The sequence below is a fragment of the Bacteroides sp. HMSC067B03 genome (assembly GCF_001811315.1).
Taxonomy (GTDB): Bacteria; Bacteroidota; Bacteroidia; order Bacteroidales; family Bacteroidaceae; genus Bacteroides; species Bacteroides faecis.
The window spans coordinates 25,941-52,155 of the sequence record NZ_KV804467.1 but is presented as its reverse complement, the minus strand read 5'-3'; the positions used below and the strand labels follow the sequence as shown (position 1 = coordinate 52,155).

The window sequence follows — 26,215 nt, the reverse complement described above, 5'->3', positions numbered from 1 at the left end:
TCAGTCAAGAATACATGAGTCATCAGCTATTAACACCTGATTTCTCAATTATTAACGACTGACATGTCAATCATTAATAGTTGACACAACAGGCGTTAACACCCTGCAAATCAAACAATAACATTAAGAAAACCACATATTGCAAGGCGATGCAGAGTGAGAGCAACAGCTTGCTCCCACTCTGCCACCACAGTTGCTACCATAGCTGAAACGCCGATGAACAAAGCGATACAGGCAGAAAGTGAGAGCATGGGAGCAAAACCTATGTTTAATTCACTTGGAGAGGAAGCCTAAAACTAATTTAATAGAGACTTAATAATGACATATTAGAAAACAATTAATATATTTGCATCACATGTTCACAAGACAGTTACAACTAAATGTAAATAAAATGATAAAACAATCCATCTCCGCTTTCATACTGGCTTCCTTGCTATTACTGGTAAGTTGCGTATCAAACAAGAAGACTTCTCTCGAAGCATTCAATCAGGATATATATACACCGGAATATGCTTCCGGATTTAAAATATTGGGTGCAGACAACGTTCAAAGCACCCTGATACAAGTATTCAACCCGTGGCAGGGAGCCAAAGATGTAGAAATGTCTTACTTCATATCACGAAATGGCGAACAGGCACCCGCCGGATTCACAGGTCCCACCATTCCTGCCGGAGCAAAACAGATTGTATGTATGTCTTCTTCCTACATCGCCATGCTCGACGCGCTGGGACAGGCAGACCGAATTGTAGCCGTATCGGGCATCGACTACGTATCCAATCCGTATATCATTGCGCACAAAGACTCCATTAAAGACATGGGTCCGGAAATGAATTATGAACTATTGCTGGGCCTGAAACCCGACGTTGTATTGCTATACGGCATCGGAGACGCACAAACCGCTGTAACGGACAAACTGAAAGAACTCTCTATACCTTATATGTATGTAGGCGAATATCTGGAAGAATCACCGCTCGGCAAAGCCGAATGGATGGTTGCTCTGTCCGAACTGACGGACAGCCGTGAAAAAGGAATCGAAATATTCAGCGAAATTCCGAAACGCTATCAGACATTGAAAGACCTTACGGCATCGGTAGAGCAGCGCCCTACCGTAATGTTCAATACCCCCTGGAACGATAGCTGGATAATGCCTTCCACCAAAAGCTATATGGCACAACTGGTAAACGACGCAGGAGCAGACTATATATATAAGGAGAACACTTCCAACAGCTCCGCCCCCATCGGACTGGAAACTGCCTACGGACTGATACAAAAAGCTGACTACTGGATTAATGTCGGCATGGCTTCTACACTGGATGAACTGAAAGCCGTCAATCCTAAATTCACTGATGCGAAATCCGTTCGCGAAAAGACTGCATACAACAACAATCTGCGACTGACCGCTACCGGTGGTAACGAGTACTGGGAATCGGCAGTAATACGTCCCGACATAGTACTGCGCGATCTGATTCATATTTTCCACCCTGAACTTGTATCCGACTCACTCTATTACTACAGGCATCTGGAATGAAACAGCCCCACAAACGTACCGCCCTCTTATTCATTACGCTAAGTATGGTTGCCGTACTATTATTACTGATAGATATGGCAACCGGAGATACGTATATCCCCATCTCTAAAGTATGGGCTGTACTCACCAGAGGCGAATGCGACGAAATGACACGCAACATTCTCCTTTCCATCCGGTTTATACGGGTAGTGGTAGCGGCACTGATAGGTGTGGCGCTCTCCGTTAGCGGTCTGCAGATGCAAACGGTATTCCAGAATCCATTGGCGGATCCTTACCTGCTGGGAGTTAGTTCCGGTGCAGGATTGGGAGTAGCGCTCTTTATACTAGGAGCTCCGCTGCTCGGATGGACGGAGTTTCCGGTCCTTCAATCGCTGGGTATCGTCGGCTCGGGCTGGGTAGGAACAGCTGCCATTTTATTGGGAGTAGCCATTGTCAGCCGGAAAGTAAAAAATATTCTCGGTGTACTGATTATGGGGGTCATGATCGGATATGTGGCAGGTGCCATCATCCAGATACTGCAATACCTGAGTTCTGCCGAACAACTGAAAATGTTCACGCTCTGGTCAATGGGATCATTAAGCCACATTACAGCCACTCAACTAGGAATTATGATTCCGATGCTGTGCCTGGGGCTGCTGATTTCCGTAGCCTGCATCAAACCACTAAATCTGCTGTTACTCGGCGAGAACTATGCGCGGACCATGGGAATGAATATCAAGCGCTCGCGTACCTTTATTTTCATATCCACCGCACTGCTCACAGGAACGGTCACCGCCTTCTGTGGCCCTGTCGGTTTCATCGGACTGGCTGTTCCGCACGTCACCCGGTTACTGTTTAACAATGCCGACCACCGAATACTCGTCCCCGGCACCATGCTGACCGGATTCATCAGCATGCTTCTCTGCGACATCATCGCCAAGAAGTTTCTGCTTCCGGTCAACTGTATCACTGCCCTGCTGGGTGTTCCGGTTATTTTATGGGTAATAGCTAAAAACTTGCGTATAATCAAATGATCGAGCTTAAAGAACTGACACTAGGATACGGACAGCGTACGCTGTTGAAAACGGTAAACGCCCGGATCACAGGCGGACAACTTGTTGCACTGCTGGGACGCAACGGAACAGGAAAGAGTACCCTGCTCCGTGCCATGATGGGACTGGAAAAGCCTCAATCGGGAGAAATCATCCTGCAAGGAAAGAATATAACCTCCTTGAAACCGGAAAAGCTGGCACGAAACATCAGCTTTGTAACCACCGATAAAGTACGCATCGCCAATCTGCGTTGCAAAGACGTAGTAGCATTGGGCCGTGCCCCCTACACCAACTGGATCGGACAGTTACAACCGGAAGACCAAAGCCGGGTGGACAATGCCATGCGACTGGTCGGCATGACCGACTACGCAGAAAAGACAATGGATAAAATGTCCGACGGCGAGTGCCAACGAATCATGATAGCGCGTGCCCTCGCACAGGATACCCCCGTCATCCTGCTTGACGAACCAACCGCTTTTCTGGACCTGCCCAACCGCTACGAACTCTGCCTGCTCCTGAAAAGACTGGCACAGGAAGAAGGCAAATGCATCCTGTTCTCCACACACGACCTCGATATCGCCCTATCACTTTGCGACTCTATCATGCTAATTGATAATCCGCAATTATATACCCTTTCCACCTCTGAAATGATAGCCAGCGGCCACATAGAAAGACTATTCCGTAACGAATCAATTACGTTTGACGCCAAAGAAATGCGGGTGCGTATCAAACAGGAATGACCCCACATGAAATAAATACATGCTATCCATCTGGTTTCTCCATAAATTCCTTATCTTTGCCCGTGAATTGGTTTCAGATAGCCATATCAACTGTCTGAATTAAAAGGGAATCGGGTGAAAATCCCGGACAGTCCCGCTGCTGTGAAGCTTCGTTCAACTTCTTGATAATTACTTTAGCCACTGACTTGTTATGATAATGCCAAGTTGGGAAGGCATCAGGGAGGAAGTCAGTCAGAAGACCTGCCATTCAGTATCTTGACAACTGTTTTTACTCGTGGGATAGAAAGACAGTAATAATGTAAACAAACCGTTTATGGAAAAACAATATGCAAATCAAATTGCTGACATCATTAATATCAGCAAAAATAGAGACTATGTTCCGCCCGACATCAACGGAAGAAATTTAAGTGAATGATTCTCTCTATTACAAATAACTAAAGAGACGCCTCAAAGTCGTCATACTCAATGTGTGTGTATCCCTGTAGAAGTGATTTCTCCGGGGATACTTTTAACACTACAAAATATCATGATATAATATAAAAATCAAAATGGAAGTTCTAAGAAATTTATTCGAAGGTTACCCCAACCTTTGGGGTGGCGGAGTGGCACACTCCGTGCTGATTCTGTCGCTGACCATAGCGTTCGGAATCATCCTGGCAAAAATTAAAGTGCGGGGAGTATCTCTGGGAGTCACCTGGATACTCTTTGTCGGAATCGTATTCGGTCATTTCAACATGAATCTGGACGAGCACCTGCTCCACTTCCTGAAAGAGTTCGGATTGATTCTGTTTGTATACTCTATCGGTCTGCAAGTAGGACCGGGATTTTTCTCGGCCTTCAAGAAAGGAGGTTTCACGCTGAATATGCTGGCTGTGCTGGTAGTGGCATTGGGAGTAGGAATCACCGTTATTCTCCACTTTACTACCGGAACTCCGATTACCACCATGGTCGGTATCTTGTCCGGAGCCGTCACCAACACCCCCGGACTAGGAGCTGCACAGCAGGCCAACAGTGACCTGAACGGTATAGACGCCCCCGATATAGCATTGGGATATGCTGTCAGCTATCCGCTGGGTGTCGTAGGCATCATCCTGTCATTGCTCGCCTTGAAATATCTTCTGCGCATCAATACCGCACAGGAAGAAAAAGAAGCGGAAGTAGGCTTGGGACATTTACAGGAACTTACCGTACGTCCTGTCTCCATCGAGGTAAGAAACGAATCGGTAGACGGTATCAAGATTAAAGAACTTCGTCCGTTATTGAATCGTAAGTTCGTCATTTCACGTATCAAACACCGTGAAGGAGGAGAAACAAAATTGGTCAACTCTGAAACGGTCATACATGTAGGAGACATTATCCTAGTCATCTCTACACCGATTGATGTGGAAGCAATCACCATCTTCTTCGGCAAGGAAATTAAAATGGAATGGGAACAGCTGAACAAACAGCTCATCTCACGCCGCATCCTGATAACCAAACCGGAACTCAACGGCAAGACTCTCTCACAACTGAAAATACGAAATAACTTCGGAGCAAGCATTACCCGCATCAACCGTTCGGGAGTGGACTTGGTTGCCGGCCCGCAGCTGCAGTTGCAAATGGGCGACCGTGTCACCATCGTTGGTACCGAGCTTGCCGTTGCTCATGCCGAGAAAGTACTGGGTAACTCAATGAAGCGCCTGAATCACCCTAATCTGATTCCTATTTTTATAGGTATCGCATTGGGTTGTATTCTGGGGAGTATTCCTTTTGCCTTCCCGGGTATTCCCCAACCGGTGAAACTGGGACTGGCAGGTGGTCCGCTCATCGTCTCTATTCTGATCAGCCGTTTCGGACCGAAATATAAGTTGATTACTTACACTACCATAAGTGCCAACCTGATGCTCCGTGAAATCGGTATTTCCATTTTCCTCGCTTGTGTAGGTCTGGGAGCAGGAGAAGGATTCGTAGATACCATCATTCATGGCGGAGGATATATATGGGTGGGTTACGGAGTTATCATCACCATTCTGCCTCTTCTGATTACGGGATTGGTAGGACGTTATTACTGCAAGCTGAATTACTTCACGTTAATCGGTGTTCTGGCAGGCTCTACCACTAACCCGCCGGCACTGGCATACTCCAATGACCTCACTTCCTGCGATGCACCAGCCGTAGGTTATGCTACAGTCTATCCGCTTACCATGTTTCTGCGGGTGCTGACGGCACAATTATTGATTCTATCGTTGGGATAGCTTTGCTAACGATCTATTCCGTCACGCGACAATACGCCTTGTTTATAATAATGCTTTACTTCCCGCATTTCGGTGACAAGATCGGCTATATCAATCAACTCCTGCGGTGCATAGCGTCCGGTAATAACGACCTCCGTTTCCGGACGCTTGCTACGCAACAGTTGTAACGCATCATCCAGTTCCAATAAACCTAAAAAGAGGGCAATGGTCAATTCATCCAATATAACGACTGCATATTCTCCGGAAAGCAGAACATCCCTGCATTTTGTCAACCCTTCGTGTGCCGCACGGATATCTGCTTCCGTAGCTTCACGGGTCAGCATACATCCGTTGCCGAACTGTTCTATCGAAATCCGGTCGAACTTTTCAACCATACGGGTTTCATTGTATTTCATGCTTTTGACAAACTGCCCGATGAATACGCTTTTACCTGCACAAAGGGCACGGACTGCCAGGCCGAATGCTGCCGTCGTCTTTCCTTTTCCATCACCCGTATAAATATGAATGTATCCTTTTTCCATCTGATTTTCCTCTGAATGATTAATAACCGCAGTACAAAAATAAACTATATCTTTGTGATATGAAAACAAGAGAAGACTATATTGCTGAAGACTTTACCGCTACCATTCCCGTTGCCGAATACATGGCAAACTATCGGGATGCCGAAAAATTTATCGGATTCTGCCGGCAATGCACCCGCTATAACACTTATTGGGCATGTCCTCCATTCTCATTCAATGTAGATCATTACCTTTCCCAATGCCAAACAGCTTTGATTATCGGGACGAAAATAACTCCTCTATATCCGGAAAGAATTACAGATGTTATCTCTTTCGGTAAAGAAATAATGGAGACTGAACGGAAACGGACAGATGAATTACTGCTGGAAATGGAAAAAACGTATAAAGGACGTGCATTCTTTCCCGGCTCTTGCCTGCTCTGCCCCACATGTACACGCACAGAAGGAAAACCTTGCCTATATCCCGAACGGGTACGTCCGTCACTGGAAGCCTGTGGGTTCGATATAGGTAAAACAGCATCCGAACTACTACATATTGAATTAAAATGGGGAGATAAAGACAGGATGCCGGAATACTTACTGTTAGTAAGCGGAATATTCGGAGATATACAAAAAGACCTGTAAACGATTCAATATCAGAACAAACAAAAATTCTTTTGATAAAACAAACAAGATATTAACAAAACTTTATACCTTTGTAGCGTTAAGGTTTCCGAAAACAGTGGACATACTGTTAAGGAATGAAAAGGGAATGCCGTGCAAACCGGCAACAGAACCTGCTGCTGTAAATCTTGGCTCTGCCTGTCAGAGCAAAACTGCAACTTGAAACCACTGGGTTCACAAACCTGGGAAGGTGTTGTCAGAAGAGATGAGTCAGAAGACCTGCCTTGATGCTCTGATTTACACCTGCGGGATTTCGGGTTACGGTCAAATAGAAAATAAGCATTTATATTTTATTTGATATAGATATTAGTGTCCCCGTTTGTGTAGATTATAGCTATCTAAACAAACGGGGATTTTTTGTTTAATATCAAATAATTTACATTTATGAGAAAGCAAATGCGTTTCTGGGCAGTCAGACTGATGACCTTCGCCCTTTTTAGTATTCTAATTGCAGGATGTTACAACGACGATGAGTTATGGGATGAAGTGAAGGGGATAAAAACCGAACTCTCTCAGTTAAAAGAAAACCTCAGCAATCTTCAGACAATCGTTTCGGCTTACGAGAATGCCAAGTTTATCACCAACTATGAAGAAACGGACGAAGGTATAAAGATTACTTTCAGCGACAATAAAACGATTATCGTCAAACACGGAGAAAAGGGAGCAGATGCCCCTGTAATCGGAGTGAAAGCAGAAGATGGAATCTATTACTGGACAATCACCGCAAACGGAGAAACCCAATTTCTGCTTGTAGACGGACAAAAACTCCGCGTAACCGGAGCAGCACCACAACTAAGTGTTGATACTGACGGATACTGGACAGTAGATGGAGAACGGCTCAAAGATACGACTGGAAAAGACGTAAAGGCCAACGAGTCCTTCTTTCAGTCAGTGATCCCTTCAGAAATGGAAGTTGTCTTTACTCTGACAAATGGAACCAGTTTCAGCATACCTACCACCAAAGGAGTAAACAGTTTCTCTTTCGTGAAACCGACCGACGGACGTCCTTACTACGTTTTCAACTTCAACGAAAAGAAAACTCTTTCACTGAATATGGACAAAATAATCAGCGTAGATTTCTTGAAGAAACCAGAAGGGTGGACATTCACTCTCAACAAAAATGCAAAAACACTAACAGTAAAAGCTCCTGCTTATACCGACCAATCCTACAATGGAGGTATTGTAACTCTGGTAGGTATCCACGAGAATGGGAATACGATGTTTGCTTCCATCGAAGTATGTGCTTCTATTGACTTTACTGATACAAAAGGTACTTTCGTAGTCTGTGAAGGCAATATGAGTAGTGCCAATGGAACGATCTATTTTTATGATAAAAACGGAGTTGAATACAGCAACGTTTTCGAAAATGCCAATAATGGTATGGAAATAGGAAATGTAGTTCAGGACATGTATATGGCAAATGAAAAGATTTATATAATTGCTCAAAACGGTAGCAGCCAGGGAGGAGCCGGACGTTTCGTGGTATGCGATGCCCATACATTTAAAATGGAATACGCTGATCCTTTGGTAATCATGACTCCGGAAGGTAAATCTACGTGGCCTCAACACTTAGTAGTAGTCAGCCCGACACGTGCATACGTTCAATATTCAGAATCGGGTATGGAAGCCACTTCAGGTATCGCCGCACTGACTTTGAGCGATGGAGCTGTAAAAGTAGAACCAACAGTCGACGGAAGCTTCGGTGCATTTACTGTAGCAGGTGCTACTAAAGGCCGCATGGTTTATTCTCGCGGCAAGGTGTATGCGGGATGCGGACAGAAAGTAATTATCATCGATCCTGCCACTGATCAGATTATCAAATCAATCCCATTCGAAGGACATCAGATTAAGGGTATCGCCAAAGGCGCAGACGGAAATATCTATTGCCCGCTCGCCGCAACTTACACAGGAAGCCTTTACAGCCCGACATTCACCTCTTCTCCTAAAATGGTAGCGCTTGACCATGATGGCAATGTACTCTCCGAAACGGATATGCCGGATGAGATCGAACTTCCAATCGCAAGTTGGTCACCTTCTGTCGGCTTCTGTGCAAGCTTCACCCAGCCCAACTTATACTTTGTGGATACAGACGCATTCAACGCAACCAGTGCCAGCCGCTACAACTATACTACACAGAGCTTCGACGTAAACTTCCTGAAATCCAGCATAACGATTTATGGTATTATGGGTATTCACCCTACTACGGAAGAATATTGGGTAGGACAGTCCACCTATGTAAATAGTGATATATATGTATATGATATTTCAAGTGGCACTCCAACGGAGAAGTCTCACTTCAAATATAACAGCCAACGCGGAGCCAGCCCGGCAGAAATCGATTTTGTATACCGGTTCTCTGACGAATGGATCAATAAATAGCAGAAAGAAGAGATAAAAATTACCAAATGGTAATTTTTATCTCTTTTCATACCTCTACCTTTGCACCCGTTTTAATTATAAAAGGTAGAAAGTCATGAAAGACAGCATTGATTTTGGCAGCATGGACATATCCACGCTATTCCGTAAGTTATTGGTACCGACGGTACTCGGGATGGTTTTCTCTGCGATATTCGTTATTACGGATGGAATATTCGTAGGAAAAGGAATCGGTAGCGACGCACTGGCCGCCGTCAATATCACAGCCCCTCTTTTTATGATTGCCGCCGGAATCGGACTGATGTTCGGAGTCGGAGGATTGGTTGTCGCCTCCATTCACCTATCGCAGGGTAAACGTAAGGCAGCCAATATCAATATTACTCAGGCACTTGTCTTTTCTGCGATTCTTATACTCATCATGTCTGCTTTGTGTTTCTATTTCGTAGAGCCATTGGGACGCTTCTTGGGCAGTTCGGATAAATTGTTGCCGTATGTAATAGAATACATGTCGTGGTATGTACCCTTCCTCGTATTCTATGAAATTTTAAATATAGGCATGTTCTATATCCGCTTGGACGGTTCGCCCAACTATGCCATGATGTGCAATGCCACAGCAGCTATTCTCAACATCCTGTTAAATTATATCTTCATCTTCGAATTTGGTTGGGGAATGATGGGCGCTGCCTTCGCCACCAGCCTGGGCACCGTAGTAGGAGGATTGATGACACTCGTCTATCTCATGCACTACTCTCATGACCTTCGCTTATACCGAATCAAACTAAGCAGAAAAAGTCTGCGAATGACTTTCCGTAACATAGGATATATGGTAAAATTAGGAAATTCGGCCTTTGTCAGCGAAGCGTCCATTGCCTGTATGATGTTCCTCGGCAACTATGTCTTTATCCGGAATCTGGGAGAAGACGGGGTAGCTGCCTTCAGTATTGTCTGTTACTTTTTCCCCATCATATTTATGGTATATAATGCGATTGCACAATCTGCCCAGCCGATTATCAGCTATAACTTCGGAGCCGGACAGCCGGAACGTATACGGAAGGCACTGCGTCTTTCGCTGCGTACAGCTTTGATTTGCGGAATCTGCTTTTTCATACTCACAACGCTATGTTGCCGGAACATAGTCGCACTGTTTATAGACCGCAGCTATTCCGCCTTTGACATTGCAGTAAACGGCATTCCCTATTTTGGCATCGGCTTCATCTTCTTTGCTATTAATATGATAGGAATCGGCTATTACCAAAGTATTGAACGGGGACAGAGAGCTACTATCATTACCCTTCTTCGAGGTGTCGTATTTATGCTGATCGGTTTCTTTGTTCTTCCGCCCATTCTCGGTGTGCCGGGCATCTGGCTGGCTGTTCCGTCGGCAGAGTTATTGACGACACTCTATATTATCGGAATTTATTTCAAAGATCGCTTCATTGTCCGCCGACGATAAGTATCTTTGCACTATGGAAACATTCATCAAAAAGCTTTGCAGCAGATACAAAGTATCGGAAGCCGATGTGCAGTCCTTACTGGATTGCATGGAAGAAGTACACTTCAAAAAAAGAGAACTGATTGTACGAGAAGGGACAAAGAATAGTAACCTTTACTTTATACGGAATGGAATCTGGCGGGCATATTACCACAAAGACGGAGAAGAAACAACCATCTGGTTCGCTTCGGACGGAGAGGCTGCCTTCTCCGTCTGGGGATATGTAGACAACGCCTATTCGCTGGTAAATATTCAGGCAATGTGTGACAGCGTGGCTTACTGTATCTCCCGCGCTGCCCTGAATCAGTTGTTTTCCTCATCTATCGGGCTTGCCAACCTGGGACTCCGACTCATGGATCATCAATTCCTACAACAAGAGAACTGGCTCATAAACTCCGGAAGTCCACGGGCCAAGGAACGCTACCTGAATCTCATCAAAGAGACACCGGAATTATTGCAATATGTACCTCTAAAACATATAGCATCTTATTTGTGGATCACACCGCAGTCGCTCAGCAGGATTCGGGCGGAGATAGTAACAAACAACATCGTAATGACAGATTAAATATTTCTTTCAAACTCAAGTGAATATGTAAAACTATCAGCACGATAATAACCTATATTCCATTCTAGTGGGCATCCATCCGGATCATAAACAAATCTTTTGCGTACAAGAATTGGATCTCCCACCTTTATCTCAAGTTTATTAGCAATATATTTATCGGCTAATCTAGCACTTATATCTTCCTTAGAAACTTTTGCTATCGCATGATAATCTCTTTCTAATATTTCATAAAGGGGACGAGAAAAGTCCTCACTTCCTGTCAAACCAATCTTAGGATTAAAGTAAGATATAAAATATACGAAAGGATATTGATTTTGAAGTGATCCCCCGAAACCAATTCTTCGAAATAACAGACTTTCAAGGACATTCGTTGAAAGTCCAACCGATCCGTTATCGCAGAGAAGGGTGCTACTATGCAATTTTCGCAGAGGATATTCCACCTATGGGATACAAGACGTTTGAGATTGTCTTCAAACAACCGTCTACTGATACAGGAACTGTTACAATAAACAATGCCAGTATCGAAAATCATTTCTACAAACTACAACTCAACCCGGACAAAGGAACGATCCAAAGTTTGTATGATAAAGAATTGAATTGTGAACTGGTCGATAGTTCGTCTCCATGGGAACTGGGTGCTTTTATCTATAATTACAACAGAACAGGATTGAGCGAGTGCCGGATCATTGACAGTTCGAATGGACCTATTTATCAACGTATCCTGTTGCAGGGAAAATCTCCAGGAACAGACGAAGCATTTGGGGTCAATCTGGAGATTAAATTATATCATGATACCAAACGAATAGAACTGGAGTACGCAATCAAGCGTCTGCCGGAGACGGAGCCCTCAGGGATATACGTTGCATTTCCCTTCCAACTGCCCGAAGGGAAACTGGCATTCGACGTTCAGGGCGGAACAGTTATATCTGGCAAGAATCAACTGGAAGGGACATCTACAGACTGGAATACTGTTCAAAACTTTGTATCGGTACAAAATAATCGGGCGCAAATTATTATAGGAAGCAGCCTCATCCCCCTCTATCAACTAGGAGACATAAACCTCGGAAAATTTCAATATCAGAAACAGTACGAAAGGCCTCATGTCTACTCGTGGGTGATGAATAATTACTGGAATACCAACTTCAAAGCTTCCCAAGAAGGAGAGTTCCGTTGGAGTTACCATCTGACCTCTTCCGTTGCCCCATCTAACAACCTTGCTACCAAGTTTGGCTGGAGCTCACGTATTCCTCTATATGCCCGGGTAATGCCGACAGGAACAGAGAATCATAAACCCACAGAGTACTCAGCCTTCCATTTTGAGAAAGACAATTTCCTGATGACTTCATGTACCCCCTCTAAAGAAGAAGGTTACATACTACTGAACATTAGAGAGATAGATGGAAAGAGAACCAACCTCAGGATTTTAAATGAAGACGGGCAAACCGTCCTCTTCACAATAGTAAATGCTATTGAAGAGAAATTGGAAAATGAAACGTCAGAGCATATATTTGAGGGGTACCAGAATAAATTTATAAAGATAAAACGTTTTTAATCAAAAGAATCAAATGCGTAGTCTACCCTAAAAAAACGGAAGAATCATCACCACAAAGAGATGAGGAGATGTCAAAAGTCAGTAGCAACTCTCCTAATACTATTGACTTTTGCCCCCCTCATCATCTGTCAGAGCGACTGGAAAGTATCTGCTCCAAACTTTCATCGACCACTTCCGCCAACTGAAGATTGGACAGCAAGCGGTCATAAGAAACCCTCCCTACGCCTTCCATTTTCAGCAGCCATCTCCATCCCTTTCCCGATACTAATTCCAGCAGTTGCCCTACCGTCCGGATTTCTTCTTTATACAAGACATTAGTCAGCCTCGTATTGGCCACCTTGCCGACAGACAATTGGAGAATTCTTTCTTCCTGATTCAAATTTATATTCTTGCTTTTATCCGCCAAAGACTGAAAACGGGCATCTATAATATGTTTCCGATAAGTAGCCAGCACGTTCTTTCTTACTTTCAACCCTCTGAGATGAGAATTATAAATCTGTAACGCCCTGCCATAAGTAATTCGATGCCGACCGGCAACTTTCTCTATTGATTCCCCCATAGAGATGGAATAGAAAATATCACGGGCTCCGGGATGAACAATCAATTGGGAAAGTTCACGAATAATGATTTCATATAGAGGTTTACACGTCTTCTGTGTTCGCAATACATATAGTAGATCATCATATCTGGAAATAATAAAGTCGCGTTCCAGCTTTTTCTCTTCCACAATCTTTGCCAGATAATCTGCTTGCAATCCAAGCCTTTTGTGAGCTTCGAGATAAGCAGTCAGACTTTCATCGTCCAGAAACAACTGGTTGTTGATTCGTGAACTGGTGATGTAACCGAGATTCGCCCAGTTTCGCAGAGTTGCTTCCTGAACGCCATGTCTTTCAGACATTTGTTTTGTTGTGAGCCAATAGGACATAAAAAAACGGAACTAAGTTAATACTCTTACCTAGTTCCGTACCTTTTATATTATAAAAGAGTACGGAGCTGTCACATCCCGCTAATAGGAGGTAGTAACGGCTACCTGATGTATACGGGCAGACACCCCGTACCCTATGAGAAGTCATAGAAGTACAGGCGTCTTCCCGGCATACATCAAAAAAATCCGTTACAATTTCCTATTAGCCGAGGAAACGCGCAATCGCACACCTTTAAACGGTATGCTACGTTCCGATGACAAAGTTACAAATAGTTTTCGGAAAACAACAAAAGAGGCTAATAAATGTTTGGGGAAATCAGAGACCAAAATAGATTCTGTACGGTTTCATCTGCTTATTTAACAGATAAGAAATCAAAGCAGGTTATCGCTCCTCATTTCTTCTTTATATCAAAATTATTGCTATCTTTGTTCCAGTAATCAGAATATGAATAAAAGATGAAAACAACTGCTGAAATACTTGATATATTACGCGATTTCAAGGCACACTATGCTGAGAAATACGGAATCATCACTTTAGGGTTGTTTGGTTCCGCTGCCAGAGGTGAGCACGACGAAAATAGCGACATTGATATTTGTATAAAGTTACAAGAACCTAATTATTTCATAATATTGGACATAAAGGAAGATTTAGAAAAGATACTCAGCACCAAAGTGGATGTTATTTCATCAGGTGCTATCATGCGTAATTTCTTCCGAAAAAGCTTAGAGCAAGATGCGATCTATATCTAAAGAAAAAATAGTAGGAATGTTACGATTCGTGGAAGAACAAGGTTCTTTCATCGAAAGAACCACGAAACATCTAAATTCACATCATGACTTCTTAACTTCCGACTCTGGCATGGTTTTATTTAATTCGACCTGTATGTACCTTCAGACAATAGGAGAAACGGTTAGGCAAATCGATAATTTAACAGAAGAAAAATTTATAGTGAACTAATAATAAAATTCCTTGGAAACGAATAATAGGTCTACGCAATATTCTCTCACATGAATATGCTGCTATTGATCCAGAAGCTATTTTCAATACTATTAAAATAGGTATACCACCTCTGCTCACTACTCTGAATAATATAGTCATAGACATAGAAAACGGTAAATACGACTTTCTTTTTTAAAAGCAACAACAAACTATAAAAGCATTCAAGAATCATGAACACACAGATAGACTTTAATGACATCCCTAAGAATTATTTATACTGTACCCACAACAAATGCCCACGCCACAACAAATGCCTCCGCTATCAGGCTACATTATGTATGCCCCAAACCCTCCCTTATTATTCGGTAGTCAATCCATCTCACATTACAGGCAACGAAAATAACTGTACTTTTTTCAAACCATTCCGCACGTCACTCTTTGCCTCGGGAATGGATCATTTGCTCGACAACATCCCGCATGCCACAGCAGTCATCATACGCAAAGAGATATACTCTCTGATGGGGCGCAGTATGTATTATCGTATCCGTAACAAAGAGCGCCTGTTACATCCCGAGGAACAAAAACAGATTGCCGCTATCTTCATAAAACACGGAATAAAATATGAACCGACCTTCGATATATACATCGAGAAATACGATTGGTAGAAGCAGAATTATTCTCACCCCTTTGAGAAAGTATTCTCATAGGCATGAGTATTTTTTCTCATCGCAATGAGTATTTTTTCTCAAGGCGATGAGAATAGTTTGAGAATTTTATTGCAGTTGTCCCGCCGCTTTCAAGTAAGCCACATAGTTTACATACAACTGAAAATGGGCATCCACTTTCGTCTGATACGCCTGTTGCCACATAACTTGCGCTTCCAGATAATCCGAAAGGGTTTCCAATCCCACCTCATACTGTTTGCCGCTGACTTTCATATTCTCTTCCGCCTGTTCCAGCGAACGTTCTGAAAGCTCGCATTCCAGTCGGGCCTCATCCAGATTATTAGTGGCCTGCGTCAATTCAAGCAACATCTTTTCATTGGCATTTTCCTGTTCAAGACGAGTCTGTTCCAATTTTACCTTGGCAGAGCGCACCTTATTCATACGTTCGCCAAAATGAAACAGAGGTACTGAAACATTCAGAAAGACGGAGAATGATCCTTTTTTCATCAAAGTTTCGTCATTGATTTCCAATCCATGGAGATAGTCATAACTTCCCTTCACTCCCACACGTGGCAGCAGTTCGCTCCGATTCAGCTTTACCTGCTGCTCGGCCATGGCGATCTGTTTATTCAGAATACCATATTCGGGACGGGCACTGATATCGGCAACCTGTGTCTTCCACTCTTGCTCCACTTCCGGAAATTCATCCGAGATATCAATCCCCGCTGTCAGAGGCCGACCGATATAATGGCAAAGATTCATGCCGGCAAGACGGAGCGCATTATCCGCCTTGCGCAATGCCAGCTCACTCTCGTTAAGTTTCACTTGTACCTTCAACACATCATTCTGAGGTTTCATGCCATGCTGATGGGCACTCTTCACATTCCGAAACAGCTCATTGAGCAACACATGATATTTCTCCGCCACTTTCTTCATTTCTTTGGCTTTCACCAGTTGCACATAAGCCTTGTCTGTATTCAGAATCACTTCGGATGCAGTCAGTTCCTCATTCAGATGTGCCATTTCCTTGCCGAGCAATGACATTTTATAGGCGGCGCGAATCTTTCCGCCCATATAAAGCGGTTGTTCCACTTGTACTCCGCCTGTATAGACGGTCCCGACTTTATAGTCCAGATTCAATCCGGGGAAATAAGCATAACCGCTTGTTACCAACTCTCCAGTAGCGGGATCGGGCAGGAATACCGGCAGATTTCCACCCTGAATGCCCAAGCTGCCGTCTGCCGTACTATACAGTCCGGTTCCGCTTGCTGTAAAATTGGGGAAGAAGTTAGCTTTATAGCTGAGAGACATCAGCCGGGCGGCCTCTGTCTGTTTATCGGCAGCAGCCATTTCCTTGTTATATTTTAGAGCCATTTCACGGCATTGTTTCAGGCTGAGCTTCTCTTGTGCCGAAACAGAAAGAGAAGCCGCCATTCCAAACAAAACACTAACAGCTACAAGAAATTCTTTTTTCATTTGTCTGTCTTTTTGATATGAAAGAATAATGCATACAGAATCGGGATAAAGAGCAACGTGATGAGCGTGCCAAACAGCAATCCCCCCATGATAGAAGCTGCCAACGAGCCGAACATGGCATCGGGCAACAGCGGAATCATTCCCAGAATAGTGGTCAGCGAAGCCATCATCACCGGACGGAGACGGCTCTGGGCGCTATCGATCAACGCAGTGACCGGTTCTACTCCCTGACTGATCTGCAACGTAATTTCATCCATCAGCACAATCCCGTTCTTTATAATCATACCGATCAATCCCAATGTGCCGACAATCGCCACAAAATTGAATGTCTTCCCTGTCAGCAACATCACGGCGACTACACCGACAAAAACCAACGGTATGCAGCAGAAAATGATAATCGGCTTACGATAGTCTTTAAACAGCATAATCAGTATCGAGATCATCAGAATAATGGCAAACGGGAAGTTCTTGAACAAATACTGCATGGATTTCGTACTGGCATTCCTTTCACCCTGCCATTGCAGTTTATAACCGTCGGGCAATGGGATCTGCTCTATCTGCGCGGCAATGGACTGGCGTGCCTTCTCTGTTTCTATTCCCGGAACAGGCGAACACTGCACACGCTGGCTACGTTGCCCGTTATAGCGAGGGACTACGGGATCTTCCCATTGTACATCGATCCGCTTGCTGATCTGTTTCAACGGAGTAGTTCCCATCAAGGTTTCTACCAATTCGTCTTTTGAAAGCGTTCCCGTTTTCAGTTTCATCATCATCTCCTGCGTCAACAAGCCATTCAAAGAAGGAAGAGAAGAAAATATTTGCGTGTTATCCAAATCCTCAATCGGTCTTCCCTGTTCGTCAAGGCAGCGCAGATAAATATTGTCCCGATGGATTCCTTCGTGGAAAGAACCGATGGGAATGCCACTGGTGGCCGAAAGCAACGAGAGGCTTACATCATTACGGCTTAGTCCGATAGCGCGGGCAGTCGGCTGGTCATATTCAATGGTCAGCACGGGAATCTGCGGCTCCCAGTCCGTAGTTATCAGATATACATCCGGACAGCTTTCCATAATGCTGCGGGCACTGTCTGCCAATTGATGCAAAACAACCGGGTCCGGCCCCGTAAACTGTGCCTCGATCGGATATTTCTTGAACATCAGGTTATAACGGTTCAGTTTCACGTAGGCATCGGGGTAACGAGACGAAAGATATTGCTGAATCTCGGGCATATTATCCACCAATGCATCGGGAGAAGTAAAATCTATAATCAATTCACCGTATGCCAAAGAAGGATTGGCTATGTTACGCACCAAATTATAACGACCGGGTGTACCACCGACGGAAGCTGTGACATGGGTCACTTCCGGACGAGTTTTCAGATAGGCTTCAATCTCTTCCAAGTCACGTGTGACACGGGTATAATTTGTTCCTTCCGGCAGTTTATATTCCATATAAAGCTGATCGTACACCATATCCGGAAAGAAACCTTGTTTCATGAACCGATAGCTGAAAGCTGAAAGAACAACCAACGCTACCATCGCAAAGACAAAACTCCAGCGATGAGCCAGACTAAACCGCAGCAAGGAGCGCAGGACGGCATAAATCTTTCCTTCATACACTCGTTTTCCGGTAGTTGACGCTTCTTTCGAAACTTCGGGATGCAAAATTCGGTTGGCCATCAACGGTACGTGCACCAGAGCCAATACCCAGCTAAGCAGTAACGAAACCGCCAGCACGATAAATAAGTCGCGCGTATATACCCCTGCGGTATCGGGAGACATGAAGATAGGCAGGAAAGCAATGATAGCAATCAAAGTGGCTCCGAGCAAAGGCATCGCAGTCTGCCGCCCGATAGCGGTCATTGCCTCCATACGGCTCTTGCCTGCTTTCAGATCGACCAGTATACCGTCAATAATAACAATCGCATTATCAACCAGCATCCCCATAGCAAGCACAAATGACGCCAGCGAAACCCGTTGCATCGTGCCATCCACAAAATACAGGAACAGAAAGGAGCCGAACACCGTTACCACCAGACTGATTCCGATAATAACTCCACTCTTGAATCCCATCGTTATCATCAGAATGACAACTACGATAATGACCGATTCAATCAGATTAAGAATGAATGTTCCCAACGAACCGGATACACGTTCCGGCTGGTAGAATACTTTATGACACTCCACTCCTGTCGGAAGCCGCTCTGCTTTCAATTCGTCCAGTTTCTGTTCTACCCGTTTGCCAATCTTGATGATATCCGAACCGGAAGAAGCCGCAATCAGTATTCCCATGGCACGCTGCCGGTCATAAAAGAGTTCATTGCGGGTAGGATTCTCATAATCTTTCTCAATTCGGGCGATGTCACTCAAACGTAACTGGTCATCATCGTGCCCCTGAATCAGCATACGTCCGATGTCTTCCACCGTCTTGAACTTGTCACTCACCGTCACCCGAATGCGGTTATCGCCATTATCGTAGTATCCGGTATAAGTGGTTTTATTCTGTCCGTTCAAAGTAGCGAGAACTTCGGCAGGTTTCACGCCCAGATTCGCCATCCGGTCCTGCAGTAAAGAGATGTTGATGCATTCCTCACGCTTTCCATACAAGTCAACCCGTTCCACTCCGTCCAGTTCGCTGACTTCCCGCTTTATCAGTTCGGCATAATCAGACAGTTCCCTGTCCTGCAATCCGTCTCCTGTCAGCGCATAAAACATACCGTACACATTTCCGAAATCATCTTTCACAAGGGGAGTAGCAGCACCTTCGGGAAGTTCAGCCTGTGCATTCGCTACCTTACGCCGCAACAAATCCCAGCATTGTTCCACATCTGCCTCCTTGACGGTCGTTTTCAATTCCACCTGAATCAGGGAGAGATCGTTGTAAGAATAACTTTCTACATTATCTATATTCCCCATTGTACGGATATTCTTTTCAAGTACATCCGTCACTTCCAGTTCCACCTGATGTGCGGAAGCTCCGGGATAGGTAGTCACTACCATGGCGACTTTCACCGTTACTTCCGGGTCTTCCAGCTTACTCATTTCATAGCTGGAATAAGCTCCTCCGACTATCAGCACCGCAATCAAGAAGTAAATTAACTTCTTATTTTCAAATGCCCATTTACTTATATCGATCATAGCAATCCTCCCACATTGGTTTTAGAAGCAGGCAAAAGGGGTTCTACCTGCTCTCCGTCTTTCACATGGTGCACTCCCGAAGCAACAATCAAGTCACCGGGCTTCAAGCCCTCCGCAGTCACCAGGCACCTGCCGCTGCCCAGCAAACGGGTGACTGTCACATCACAACGACGGATGGTCCGGCTGGAAGCATCATAAAGGAAAACACTCGCCGTCCCCTTGTCACGAAGAACCGCACCCGTAGGAACGGACAGATGACGCACTTCCCCTTCGGTACATTCTATAGTGACCATTGTATTCATTCCGGGGGAAGGAAGCGCCTGCGCTTCACCTTTCTTCAACTGCAAACGCATCGTATACAGTTGATTGGCATTCGCTTTAGGGGTGACATTTATCAGATCGAGCGCATACTCCTGACCGGGATAAATGTCGAACGTACAAGTGTAGCCGGTGAACTGCCGGCGACGGATATATTCTACTGCCGGAAGATTAATTTCCACCTCCGGTGTCCCCTCGCTGATAATGGAGACAACGGGCATACCGGCCGCAATAGTCTCATGGGAATCGAAAAGACGTTTCTGTACATATCCGCTGAAAGGAGCATACAGACGGGTATATTCCAGCTGATCTTTCGCATGATTGTACTTGGCGGTTATCTGTTTCAACCCGTACATCGCTTTATCATTGGCGTCGGGAGTCGTTACATTCTCCTTATAAAGTGCCATCACACGCTCCGCCTCCGCCTTCACACTTTGATACTCCGCTTCCGCAGCATCCAGCTGAATCTGATAATCAGCAGGGTCCAGTTCGGCAAGCAGCTGTCCTTTGCGCACATACGTTCCGTCGTTGACGTGCATACGCAATATAGTTCCGCTTACACGGAATGACAAACTTATATCCTGCGCCGCCTTCACCCGTCCGGGAAATTGCAAAGCCGTCTGTCCGTCGGCAGAAAATACAGTATCAATCTTCACTGTAGGTTTGCTATCTGTAATCTGTGTACGTTGGCTGCAAGACGCCAACAAAACGACTAAAATTCCTGTTAATAAAAAGTTGAATCGTTTCATATTTTCATTTGTTATTTAGTTCATGCAAAAGTATCCCAAGCAGATAAAAGTAAAAAGGTTGATTTAAGCTATAAATTGTCCGATTTGCAGGTTTTTCGACTTAAAATCCTCAAATACTTTGCTATTTGTATTTATTTATTCGTTTCTTTGCAACAGAAACCACCCAAAAGCAAAGAGGAAATGGAACAACGGATACCTTTTAGTTATGTTATAATATCTCCGGAGAATGTTACGGAAAAAGAAGGCTGTATGATATCTACCATAGACAAGTGTGGTTTCTTTTTTTGCCAGAAAGGAGAAGTGGAAGTTGCCCTGAGTGACAAGTCGTATTTAATAAGTAAAGGAAGCGTCTGCATTTATATGACAGGCAGTCTCTTGCGCATCCAGCGTATCAGCAAGGATATAAAAGGGATTATGCTGGAGGTGGATTTGAATTATATTATTCCGATCGTTAATAAGATAGTCAATTCGGAAAACCTGCTCTATCTACGGGAAAATCCCTGTTTCTCAATTACAGAATATCAATACAGCTATCTGGAACAATTAATCAAAGCCCTGCAACAGCGAATGGATATAAAAGCACATGACATCCCGCTGCAAAGACAGCATCTGATATCCGAGCTCATCAAATCATGGGGGCAAACCTTATGCTATGAGTTGCTGAACGTTTATTTTACCAACCAGCCTCTCAAACCTTTATCGCAAGACAAAAAGGATAAAATCTTTCAGAACTTCGTCATCACCCTCTTCCGCTATTATCAGAAGGAACGGGACGTTACCTTCTATGCCGGCAAACAATACCTTTCTTCCCGGTACTTTTCTGCCGTCATTAAAGAGAAATCCGGTAGTACCGCCCTGCAATGGATTGTACAAATGGTAATTACCGAAGCCAAACAACTGCTCGAAAATTCCGATCTCACCATCAAGGAAATTGCAACAAAACTGAATTTCCCGACTCAATCTTTCTTCGGTAAGTATTTCAAGCAATACGTAGGTGTCTCTCCGAAAGAGTATCGGAATAAACAGATCAGGCAGTTGCCTTCCTGAACTGGCGGAACTGCCACCAAAGCATCCCTCCTGCAATCAGACTGGCTATCAAATCAGAGATAGGCATACTGATCCACACGCCGAGCTGCCCGTAAAACCGGGGAAGAATCAACAGGCAAGGAATCAGTACAAGCACCTGACGGGAAATAGAGAGAAAGATAGCCTTGCTCGCCATGCCGATACTCTGGAAAAAGTTGGAAGTCACCATCTGAAAACCGACAATCGGGAAAAACATCACAACAATCCGTAAGCCCTTTGCCGAGATATTCACCAATTCTTCGTGCGTCGTAAAGATGGAAACAGCCAGTTGCGGAATAAACATTCCCATCAGAAAACCGATGGTTGTAACAATGGTCGCGGCATAAATCGTTATTTTCAGCACTTGCGTCACGCGCGGATACTGTTTGGCGCCGAAGTTATAGCCGGCAATGGGCTGCATTCCCTGATTCAAACCCATCACAATCATAACGAAAAAGAATACCAGGCGGTTGACAATGCCGAAAGCTCCGATAGCCAGATCCCCTCCGTGCTGTTTCAGCCCCTTATTAATAAGGATGACGATAAAGCAGGCGGCAAGATTCATCAGGAAGGGAGCCATACCGATGGCCAGAGAATCAAAAACAATCTTCTTCTTCAGACGGAAAATGCCTTTATGAAAATGCAGGAGTTCGTCTTTATTACTGAACAATTTGAATTGCCAGAGAAGTGCGATGACCTGTGCGGTAATCGTAGCGATAGCCGCGCCTTGTATCCCCCAGCCGAAGCCGTAAATAAAAATAGGGTCGAGTATCGTATTAATGACCACGGTAGCAATCGTGGCATACATCGCCTTCTGCGGATGCCCTGCGGAACGAAGTACCGCATTCAAGCCCAGGTATAGATGAGTGATGACATTTCCCCAGAGGATAACCACCATATAGTCGCGGGCATAGCCGACAGTCGCCTCACTTCCCCCGAAGAAGTAAAGAATCGGATCGAGGAACATCAGGGTAAGAACCGTAAAAGCCAGTCCGATGATAATATTTAATACCAGCACATTGCCAAGCACCCGTTGTGCCGTATCATAATCTTTCTGTCCCAGCTTCACCGATACCAGTGTAGCCGCTCCCACACCTACCAGCGAACCGAAAGCCGCCGCAAGGTTCATCAGCGGAAACGTAAGTGCCAGCCCCGAAATAGCCATTGCCCCCACCCCGTGGCCGATGAAAATACTATCTACCATATTATAAAGAGAAGACGCCGTCATGGCGATAATTGCCGGAATGGCATACTGCATTAAAAGCTTCCCGATCTTTTCCGTACCCAGCGCAGTGGGTGTCTTTTGTCCTGTCATACCTATTGTTTTGAGGGCGCAAAGATACAAAAAAGAGACGGATTACAGGATATATGAGAAAAGTTTCGTATTTTTGCCTCCAAAATTGAGTTAATACATAACGAAATGAATATATTAGAACTAAGTGAACAGGAAATTATTCGGCGCAATAGTCTGAATGAGCTTCGTGCAATGGGTATCGATCCGTACCCCGCTGCAGAGTATGTAACCAATGCTTTCTCTACTGATATAAAAGCAGAATTCAAAGATGAAGACGAACCGCGTCAGGTTTCTGTAGCGGGCCGTATTATGAGCCGCCGCGTGATGGGCAAGGCTTCGTTCATCGAACTGCAGGACTCTAAAGGTCGTATACAGGTATACATTACACGTGACGACATCTGTCCGGGAGAAGACAAGGAATTATATAACTCTGTATTCAAACGCCTGCTCGACTTAGGTGACTTCGTAGGTATCGAAGGTTTCGTGTTCCGTACACAAATGGGCGAAATCAGTATCCATGCCAAGAAACTGACCGTACTTGCCAAGTCTATCAAACCGCTGCCTATCGTAAAATATAAAGACGGCGTAGCTTACGACTCTTTTGAAGATCCCGAACTCCGTTATCGCCAACGTTATGTGGACCTGGTAGTAAACGAAGGCATCAAAGAGACATTCGAAAAGCGTGCCACCGTAGTGAGAACACTGCGCAACGCCCTCGACGAAGCCGGATATACGGAAGTAGAAACTCCGATCCTGCAATCCATCGCCGGCGGAGCAAGCGCACGTCCGTTCATCACTCACCATAACTCACTGGATATAGACCTCTACCTGCGCATCGCAACGGAACTTTATCTGAAACGACTGATCGTGGGAGGATTTGAAGGTGTATACGAAATAGGAAAGAACTTCCGTAACGAGGGAATGGACAGAACCCACAACCCCGAATTCACTTGTATGGAACTTTACGTACAGTACAAGGACTACAACTGGATGATGAGCTTCACTGAAAAGTTGCTGGAACGCATCTGTATCGCCGTGAACGGAAGCACCGAAACCGTTGTAGACGGAAAGACAATCAGCTTTAAAGCTCCTTACCGCCGTCTGCCTATCCTGGACGCTATCAAAGAAAAGACAGGATACGACCTCAACGGCAAGAGCGAAGAAGAAATCCGTCAGGTCTGCAAAGAGCTGAAGATGGAAGAAATCGACGACACGATGGGCAAAGGCAAACTGATCGACGAAATCTTCGGCGAATTCTGCGAAGGCACTTATATACAACCGACTTTCATCACTGACTATCCGGTTGAAATGTCTCCGCTGACGAAGATGCACCGCTCTAAACCGGGACTGACCGAACGTTTCGAATTGATGGTAAACGGTAAAGAACTAGCCAACGCTTACTCGGAATTGAATGATCCGCTCGATCAGGAAGAACGTTTCAAAGAACAGATGCGTCTGGCTGACAAGGGAGATGATGAAGCAATGATTATCGATCAGGACTTCCTGCGTGCTCTGCAATACGGTATGCCTCCTACATCAGGTATCGGTATCGGAATCGACCGTCTGGTAATGCTGATGACCGGACAGACCACTATTCAGGAAGTATTGTTCTTCCCGCAAATGCGTCCGGAAAAAGTAGTGAAAAAAGACGCGGCTTCTAAATACATGGAACTGGGAATTGCAGAAGACTGGGTTCCGGTAATCCAGAAAGCCGGATACAATACGGTGGAAGAAATGAAAGATGTCAATCCGCAAAAGCTACACCAGGACATTTGCGGCATCAATAAAAAATACAAATTAGAACTGAACAATCCAAGCGTGAACGACGTGACCGAGTGGATAAATAAACTTAAATAAATTAAGAATGAAGAATTAAGAATGGAGAATCGTTTCGGCTTTTCATTCATAATTCTTCATTCTTCATTCTTAATTTTTAATTAAAGAAATGAAACTACCCGGTAAGATAGCGATAATGGGCGGAGGAAGTTGGGCTACAGCAATCGCAAAGATGTGTCTGGCTCAGGAAGACTCTATCAATTGGTATATGCGACGAGATGACCGTATTGCTGATTTCAAGAGGCTTGGACATAATCCCGCCTATCTGACAGGGGTGAAGTTCGACACGAAGCGTATCACTTTCAGTTCTAACATCAATGATGTTGTGAAGGAATCGGATACGCTGATTTTCGTCACCCCCTCTCCTTATCTGAAAGCTCATCTGAAGAAACTGAAAACGAAGATCAAGGACAAGTTCATTATCACAGCTATCAAAGGAATCGTACCCGATGACAACGTAATCGTATCGGAATATTTCACGAAAGAATATAGTGTACCACCCGAAAATATCGCTGTACTGGCAGGTCCCTGCCACGCAGAAGAAGTAGCTCTGGAACGCCTCTCTTATCTAACCATCGCCTGCCCGGACAAAGACAAAGCGCGCATCTTCGCCCGCCGACTGGGAAGCAGCTTCATCAAGACCTCTGTCAGTGACGATGTAGCCGGTATCGAATACAGTTCGGTACTCAAAAACGTATATGCCATCGCTGCCGGTATCTGCAGCGGACTGAAATACGGTGACAACTTCCAGGCTGTACTGATTTCAAATGCAATCCAGGAAATGAACCGTTTCCTGAATACGGTACACCCGCTGAACAGAAATGTGGATGATTCTGTTTATTTAGGAGATTTATTAGTGACGGGATACTCCAACTTCAGCCGCAACCGCACCTTCGGTTCGATGATAGGCAAAGGGTATTCTGTAAAAAGTGCGCAGATTGAAATGGAAATGATCGCGGAAGGTTACTACGGTACGAAGTGTATCAAAGAAATCAACAAGCATCACCATGTCAACATGCCGATACTGGATGCCGTGTACAACATCTTGTACGAACGCATCTCACCAATGATTGAGATTAAATTGCTAACTGATTCTTTTAGATAAGAAT

Annotated in this window: 21 protein-coding genes, 2 pseudogenes and 2 riboswitches; of the genes and pseudogenes, 16 read left to right on the top strand and 7 right to left on the bottom strand. The window is 44.6% G+C overall.

Annotated elements, in window-relative coordinates:
- Positions 1 to 156 precede the first annotated feature (156 nt).
- The 5 genes from HMPREF2794_RS29135 to HMPREF2794_RS23740 all read left to right on the top strand — a co-directional run bounded on the left by HMPREF2794_RS29135 (position 157) and on the right by HMPREF2794_RS23740 (position 5,533).
- Positions 157 to 294, top strand: coding sequence for a hypothetical protein (locus tag HMPREF2794_RS29135; protein ID WP_153880773.1), 138 nt, complete (start codon positions 157 to 159; stop codon positions 292 to 294).
- 97 nt (positions 295 to 391) lie between these two features.
- Complete coding sequence (locus HMPREF2794_RS23755) at positions 392 to 1,528, top strand: ABC transporter substrate-binding protein (protein WP_070752900.1); 1,137 nt, start codon at positions 392 to 394, stop codon at positions 1,526 to 1,528.
- Positions 1,525 to 2,541, top strand: coding sequence for a FecCD family ABC transporter permease (locus HMPREF2794_RS23750; RefSeq protein WP_070752878.1), 1,017 nt, complete (start codon positions 1,525 to 1,527; stop codon positions 2,539 to 2,541). Before HMPREF2794_RS23755 ends, HMPREF2794_RS23750 begins: the two co-directional genes overlap by 4 nt.
- Positions 2,538 to 3,299: an ABC transporter ATP-binding protein gene (locus HMPREF2794_RS23745; RefSeq protein ID WP_070752877.1), complete on the top strand. Its 762-nt coding sequence runs from the start codon at positions 2,538 to 2,540 to the stop codon at positions 3,297 to 3,299. Before HMPREF2794_RS23750 ends, HMPREF2794_RS23745 begins: the two co-directional genes overlap by 4 nt.
- Before the next feature lie 51 nt (positions 3,300 to 3,350).
- Positions 3,351 to 3,562, top strand: a riboswitch (cobalamin riboswitch).
- Positions 3,563 to 3,847: 285 nt separating this feature from the next.
- Positions 3,848 to 5,533, top strand: coding sequence for a putative transporter (locus HMPREF2794_RS23740; RefSeq protein WP_070752875.1), 1,686 nt, complete (start codon positions 3,848 to 3,850; stop codon positions 5,531 to 5,533).
- A 5-nt stretch (positions 5,534 to 5,538) separates the two neighbouring features.
- On the opposite strand, the gene cobO is transcribed toward HMPREF2794_RS23740, so the two are convergent.
- Positions 5,539 to 6,078, bottom strand: coding sequence for a cob(I)yrinic acid a,c-diamide adenosyltransferase (gene cobO / locus HMPREF2794_RS23735; protein ID WP_255323281.1), 540 nt, complete (start codon positions 6,076 to 6,078; stop codon positions 5,539 to 5,541).
- A 35-nt stretch (positions 6,079 to 6,113) separates the two neighbouring features.
- Between cobO and HMPREF2794_RS23730 the strand changes: the two genes are divergently transcribed.
- The 4 genes from HMPREF2794_RS23730 (at position 6,114) to HMPREF2794_RS23715 (ending at position 11,149) form a co-directional block, all read left to right on the top strand.
- Positions 6,114 to 6,677 carry a DUF2284 domain-containing protein gene (locus HMPREF2794_RS23730; protein ID WP_070752873.1) on the top strand — a complete coding sequence of 188 codons (564 nt, stop codon included), beginning with the start codon at positions 6,114 to 6,116 and terminating at the stop codon, positions 6,675 to 6,677.
- 65 nt (positions 6,678 to 6,742) lie between these two features.
- A riboswitch (cobalamin riboswitch) is annotated at positions 6,743 to 6,958 on the top strand.
- A gap of 142 nt (positions 6,959 to 7,100) precedes the next feature.
- Positions 7,101 to 9,095, top strand: coding sequence for a DUF5074 domain-containing protein (locus tag HMPREF2794_RS23725; protein WP_083312177.1), 1,995 nt, complete (start codon positions 7,101 to 7,103; stop codon positions 9,093 to 9,095).
- Between the two features lie 94 nt (positions 9,096 to 9,189).
- On the top strand, positions 9,190 to 10,545 hold the full coding sequence (locus tag HMPREF2794_RS23720) for an MATE family efflux transporter (protein WP_070752869.1): 1,356 nt from the start codon (positions 9,190 to 9,192) through the stop codon (positions 10,543 to 10,545).
- Between the two features lie 13 nt (positions 10,546 to 10,558).
- The gene (locus HMPREF2794_RS23715; RefSeq protein WP_070752898.1) at positions 10,559 to 11,149 is read left to right on the top strand and encodes a Crp/Fnr family transcriptional regulator; all 591 of its coding nucleotides are present in this window, start codon (positions 10,559 to 10,561) and stop codon (positions 11,147 to 11,149) included.
- Here HMPREF2794_RS23715 and HMPREF2794_RS23710 read toward each other — a convergent pair.
- Positions 11,146 to 11,466, bottom strand: a pseudogene (locus tag HMPREF2794_RS23710) (GntR family transcriptional regulator); the annotation flags it as partial. The gene HMPREF2794_RS23715 and the pseudogene HMPREF2794_RS23710 sit on opposite strands and share 4 nt — an antisense overlap.
- 125 nt (positions 11,467 to 11,591) lie before the next feature.
- On the opposite strand from HMPREF2794_RS23710, the gene HMPREF2794_RS23705 reads away from it, so the two are divergent.
- Complete coding sequence (locus tag HMPREF2794_RS23705) at positions 11,592 to 12,701, top strand: glycoside hydrolase family 38 C-terminal domain-containing protein (protein WP_234076538.1); 1,110 nt, start codon at positions 11,592 to 11,594, stop codon at positions 12,699 to 12,701.
- Positions 12,702 to 12,822: 121 nt separating this feature from the next.
- Here HMPREF2794_RS23705 and HMPREF2794_RS23700 read toward each other — a convergent pair whose 3' ends face one another.
- Entirely contained in the window at positions 12,823 to 13,599 is a 777-nt protein-coding gene (locus HMPREF2794_RS23700) for a hypothetical protein (protein ID WP_022302013.1), read from the bottom strand.
- A gap of 483 nt (positions 13,600 to 14,082) precedes the next feature.
- On the opposite strand from HMPREF2794_RS23700, the gene HMPREF2794_RS23695 reads away from it, so the two are divergent.
- From HMPREF2794_RS23695 to HMPREF2794_RS23685, 3 genes and pseudogenes are all read left to right on the top strand, one after another.
- Positions 14,083 to 14,376, top strand: a complete 294-nt coding sequence (locus tag HMPREF2794_RS23695) for a nucleotidyltransferase family protein (RefSeq protein WP_055271853.1) — start codon at positions 14,083 to 14,085, stop codon at positions 14,374 to 14,376.
- A pseudogene (locus HMPREF2794_RS30020) lies at positions 14,360 to 14,762 on the top strand (DUF86 domain-containing protein). The gene HMPREF2794_RS23695 and the pseudogene HMPREF2794_RS30020 overlap by 17 nt, the downstream one beginning before the upstream one ends.
- A 34-nt stretch (positions 14,763 to 14,796) precedes the next feature.
- Positions 14,797 to 15,231, top strand: coding sequence for a DUF6078 family protein (locus tag HMPREF2794_RS23685; protein ID WP_010539352.1), 435 nt, complete (start codon positions 14,797 to 14,799; stop codon positions 15,229 to 15,231).
- 108 nt (positions 15,232 to 15,339) lie between these two features.
- On the opposite strand, the gene HMPREF2794_RS23680 is transcribed toward HMPREF2794_RS23685, so the two are convergent.
- From HMPREF2794_RS23680 to HMPREF2794_RS23670, 3 genes are read right to left on the bottom strand one after another with little or no spacing between them, the layout of a single operon-like run.
- Positions 15,340 to 16,707 carry a TolC family protein gene (locus tag HMPREF2794_RS23680; RefSeq protein ID WP_022302015.1) on the bottom strand — a complete coding sequence of 456 codons (1,368 nt, stop codon included), beginning with the start codon at positions 16,705 to 16,707 and terminating at the stop codon, positions 15,340 to 15,342.
- A complete protein-coding gene (locus tag HMPREF2794_RS23675) occupies positions 16,704 to 19,844 on the bottom strand; it encodes an efflux RND transporter permease subunit (RefSeq protein ID WP_010539354.1) in 3,141 nt (1,046 codons plus the stop codon). Before HMPREF2794_RS23675 ends, HMPREF2794_RS23680 begins: the two co-directional genes overlap by 4 nt.
- Positions 19,841 to 20,911 (bottom strand): efflux RND transporter periplasmic adaptor subunit, encoded by a 1,071-nt coding sequence (locus HMPREF2794_RS23670; RefSeq protein ID WP_022302016.1) that lies wholly within the window; start codon positions 20,909 to 20,911, stop codon positions 19,841 to 19,843. The genes HMPREF2794_RS23675 and HMPREF2794_RS23670 overlap by 4 nt, the downstream gene beginning before the upstream one ends.
- Positions 20,912 to 21,091: 180 nt before the next feature.
- On the opposite strand from HMPREF2794_RS23670, the gene HMPREF2794_RS23665 reads away from it, so the two are divergent.
- Entirely contained in the window at positions 21,092 to 21,958 is an 867-nt protein-coding gene (locus tag HMPREF2794_RS23665; protein WP_022302017.1) for a helix-turn-helix domain-containing protein, read from the top strand.
- Here HMPREF2794_RS23665 and HMPREF2794_RS23660 read toward each other — a convergent pair.
- Positions 21,939 to 23,321 carry an MATE family efflux transporter gene (locus tag HMPREF2794_RS23660; protein ID WP_022302018.1) on the bottom strand — a complete coding sequence of 461 codons (1,383 nt, stop codon included), beginning with the start codon at positions 23,319 to 23,321 and terminating at the stop codon, positions 21,939 to 21,941. The two genes, HMPREF2794_RS23665 and HMPREF2794_RS23660, sit on opposite strands and share 20 nt — an antisense overlap.
- A 75-nt stretch (positions 23,322 to 23,396) precedes the next feature.
- On the opposite strand from HMPREF2794_RS23660, the gene lysS reads away from it, so the two are divergent.
- On the top strand, positions 23,397 to 25,127 hold the full coding sequence (lysS, locus tag HMPREF2794_RS23655; protein WP_055271510.1) for a lysine--tRNA ligase: 1,731 nt from the start codon (positions 23,397 to 23,399) through the stop codon (positions 25,125 to 25,127).
- Positions 25,128 to 25,215: 88 nt separating this feature from the next.
- A complete protein-coding gene (locus tag HMPREF2794_RS23650) occupies positions 25,216 to 26,211 on the top strand; it encodes an NAD(P)H-dependent glycerol-3-phosphate dehydrogenase (RefSeq protein WP_055271513.1) in 996 nt (331 codons plus the stop codon).
- The last annotated feature ends 4 nt before the right edge of the window (positions 26,212 to 26,215 follow it).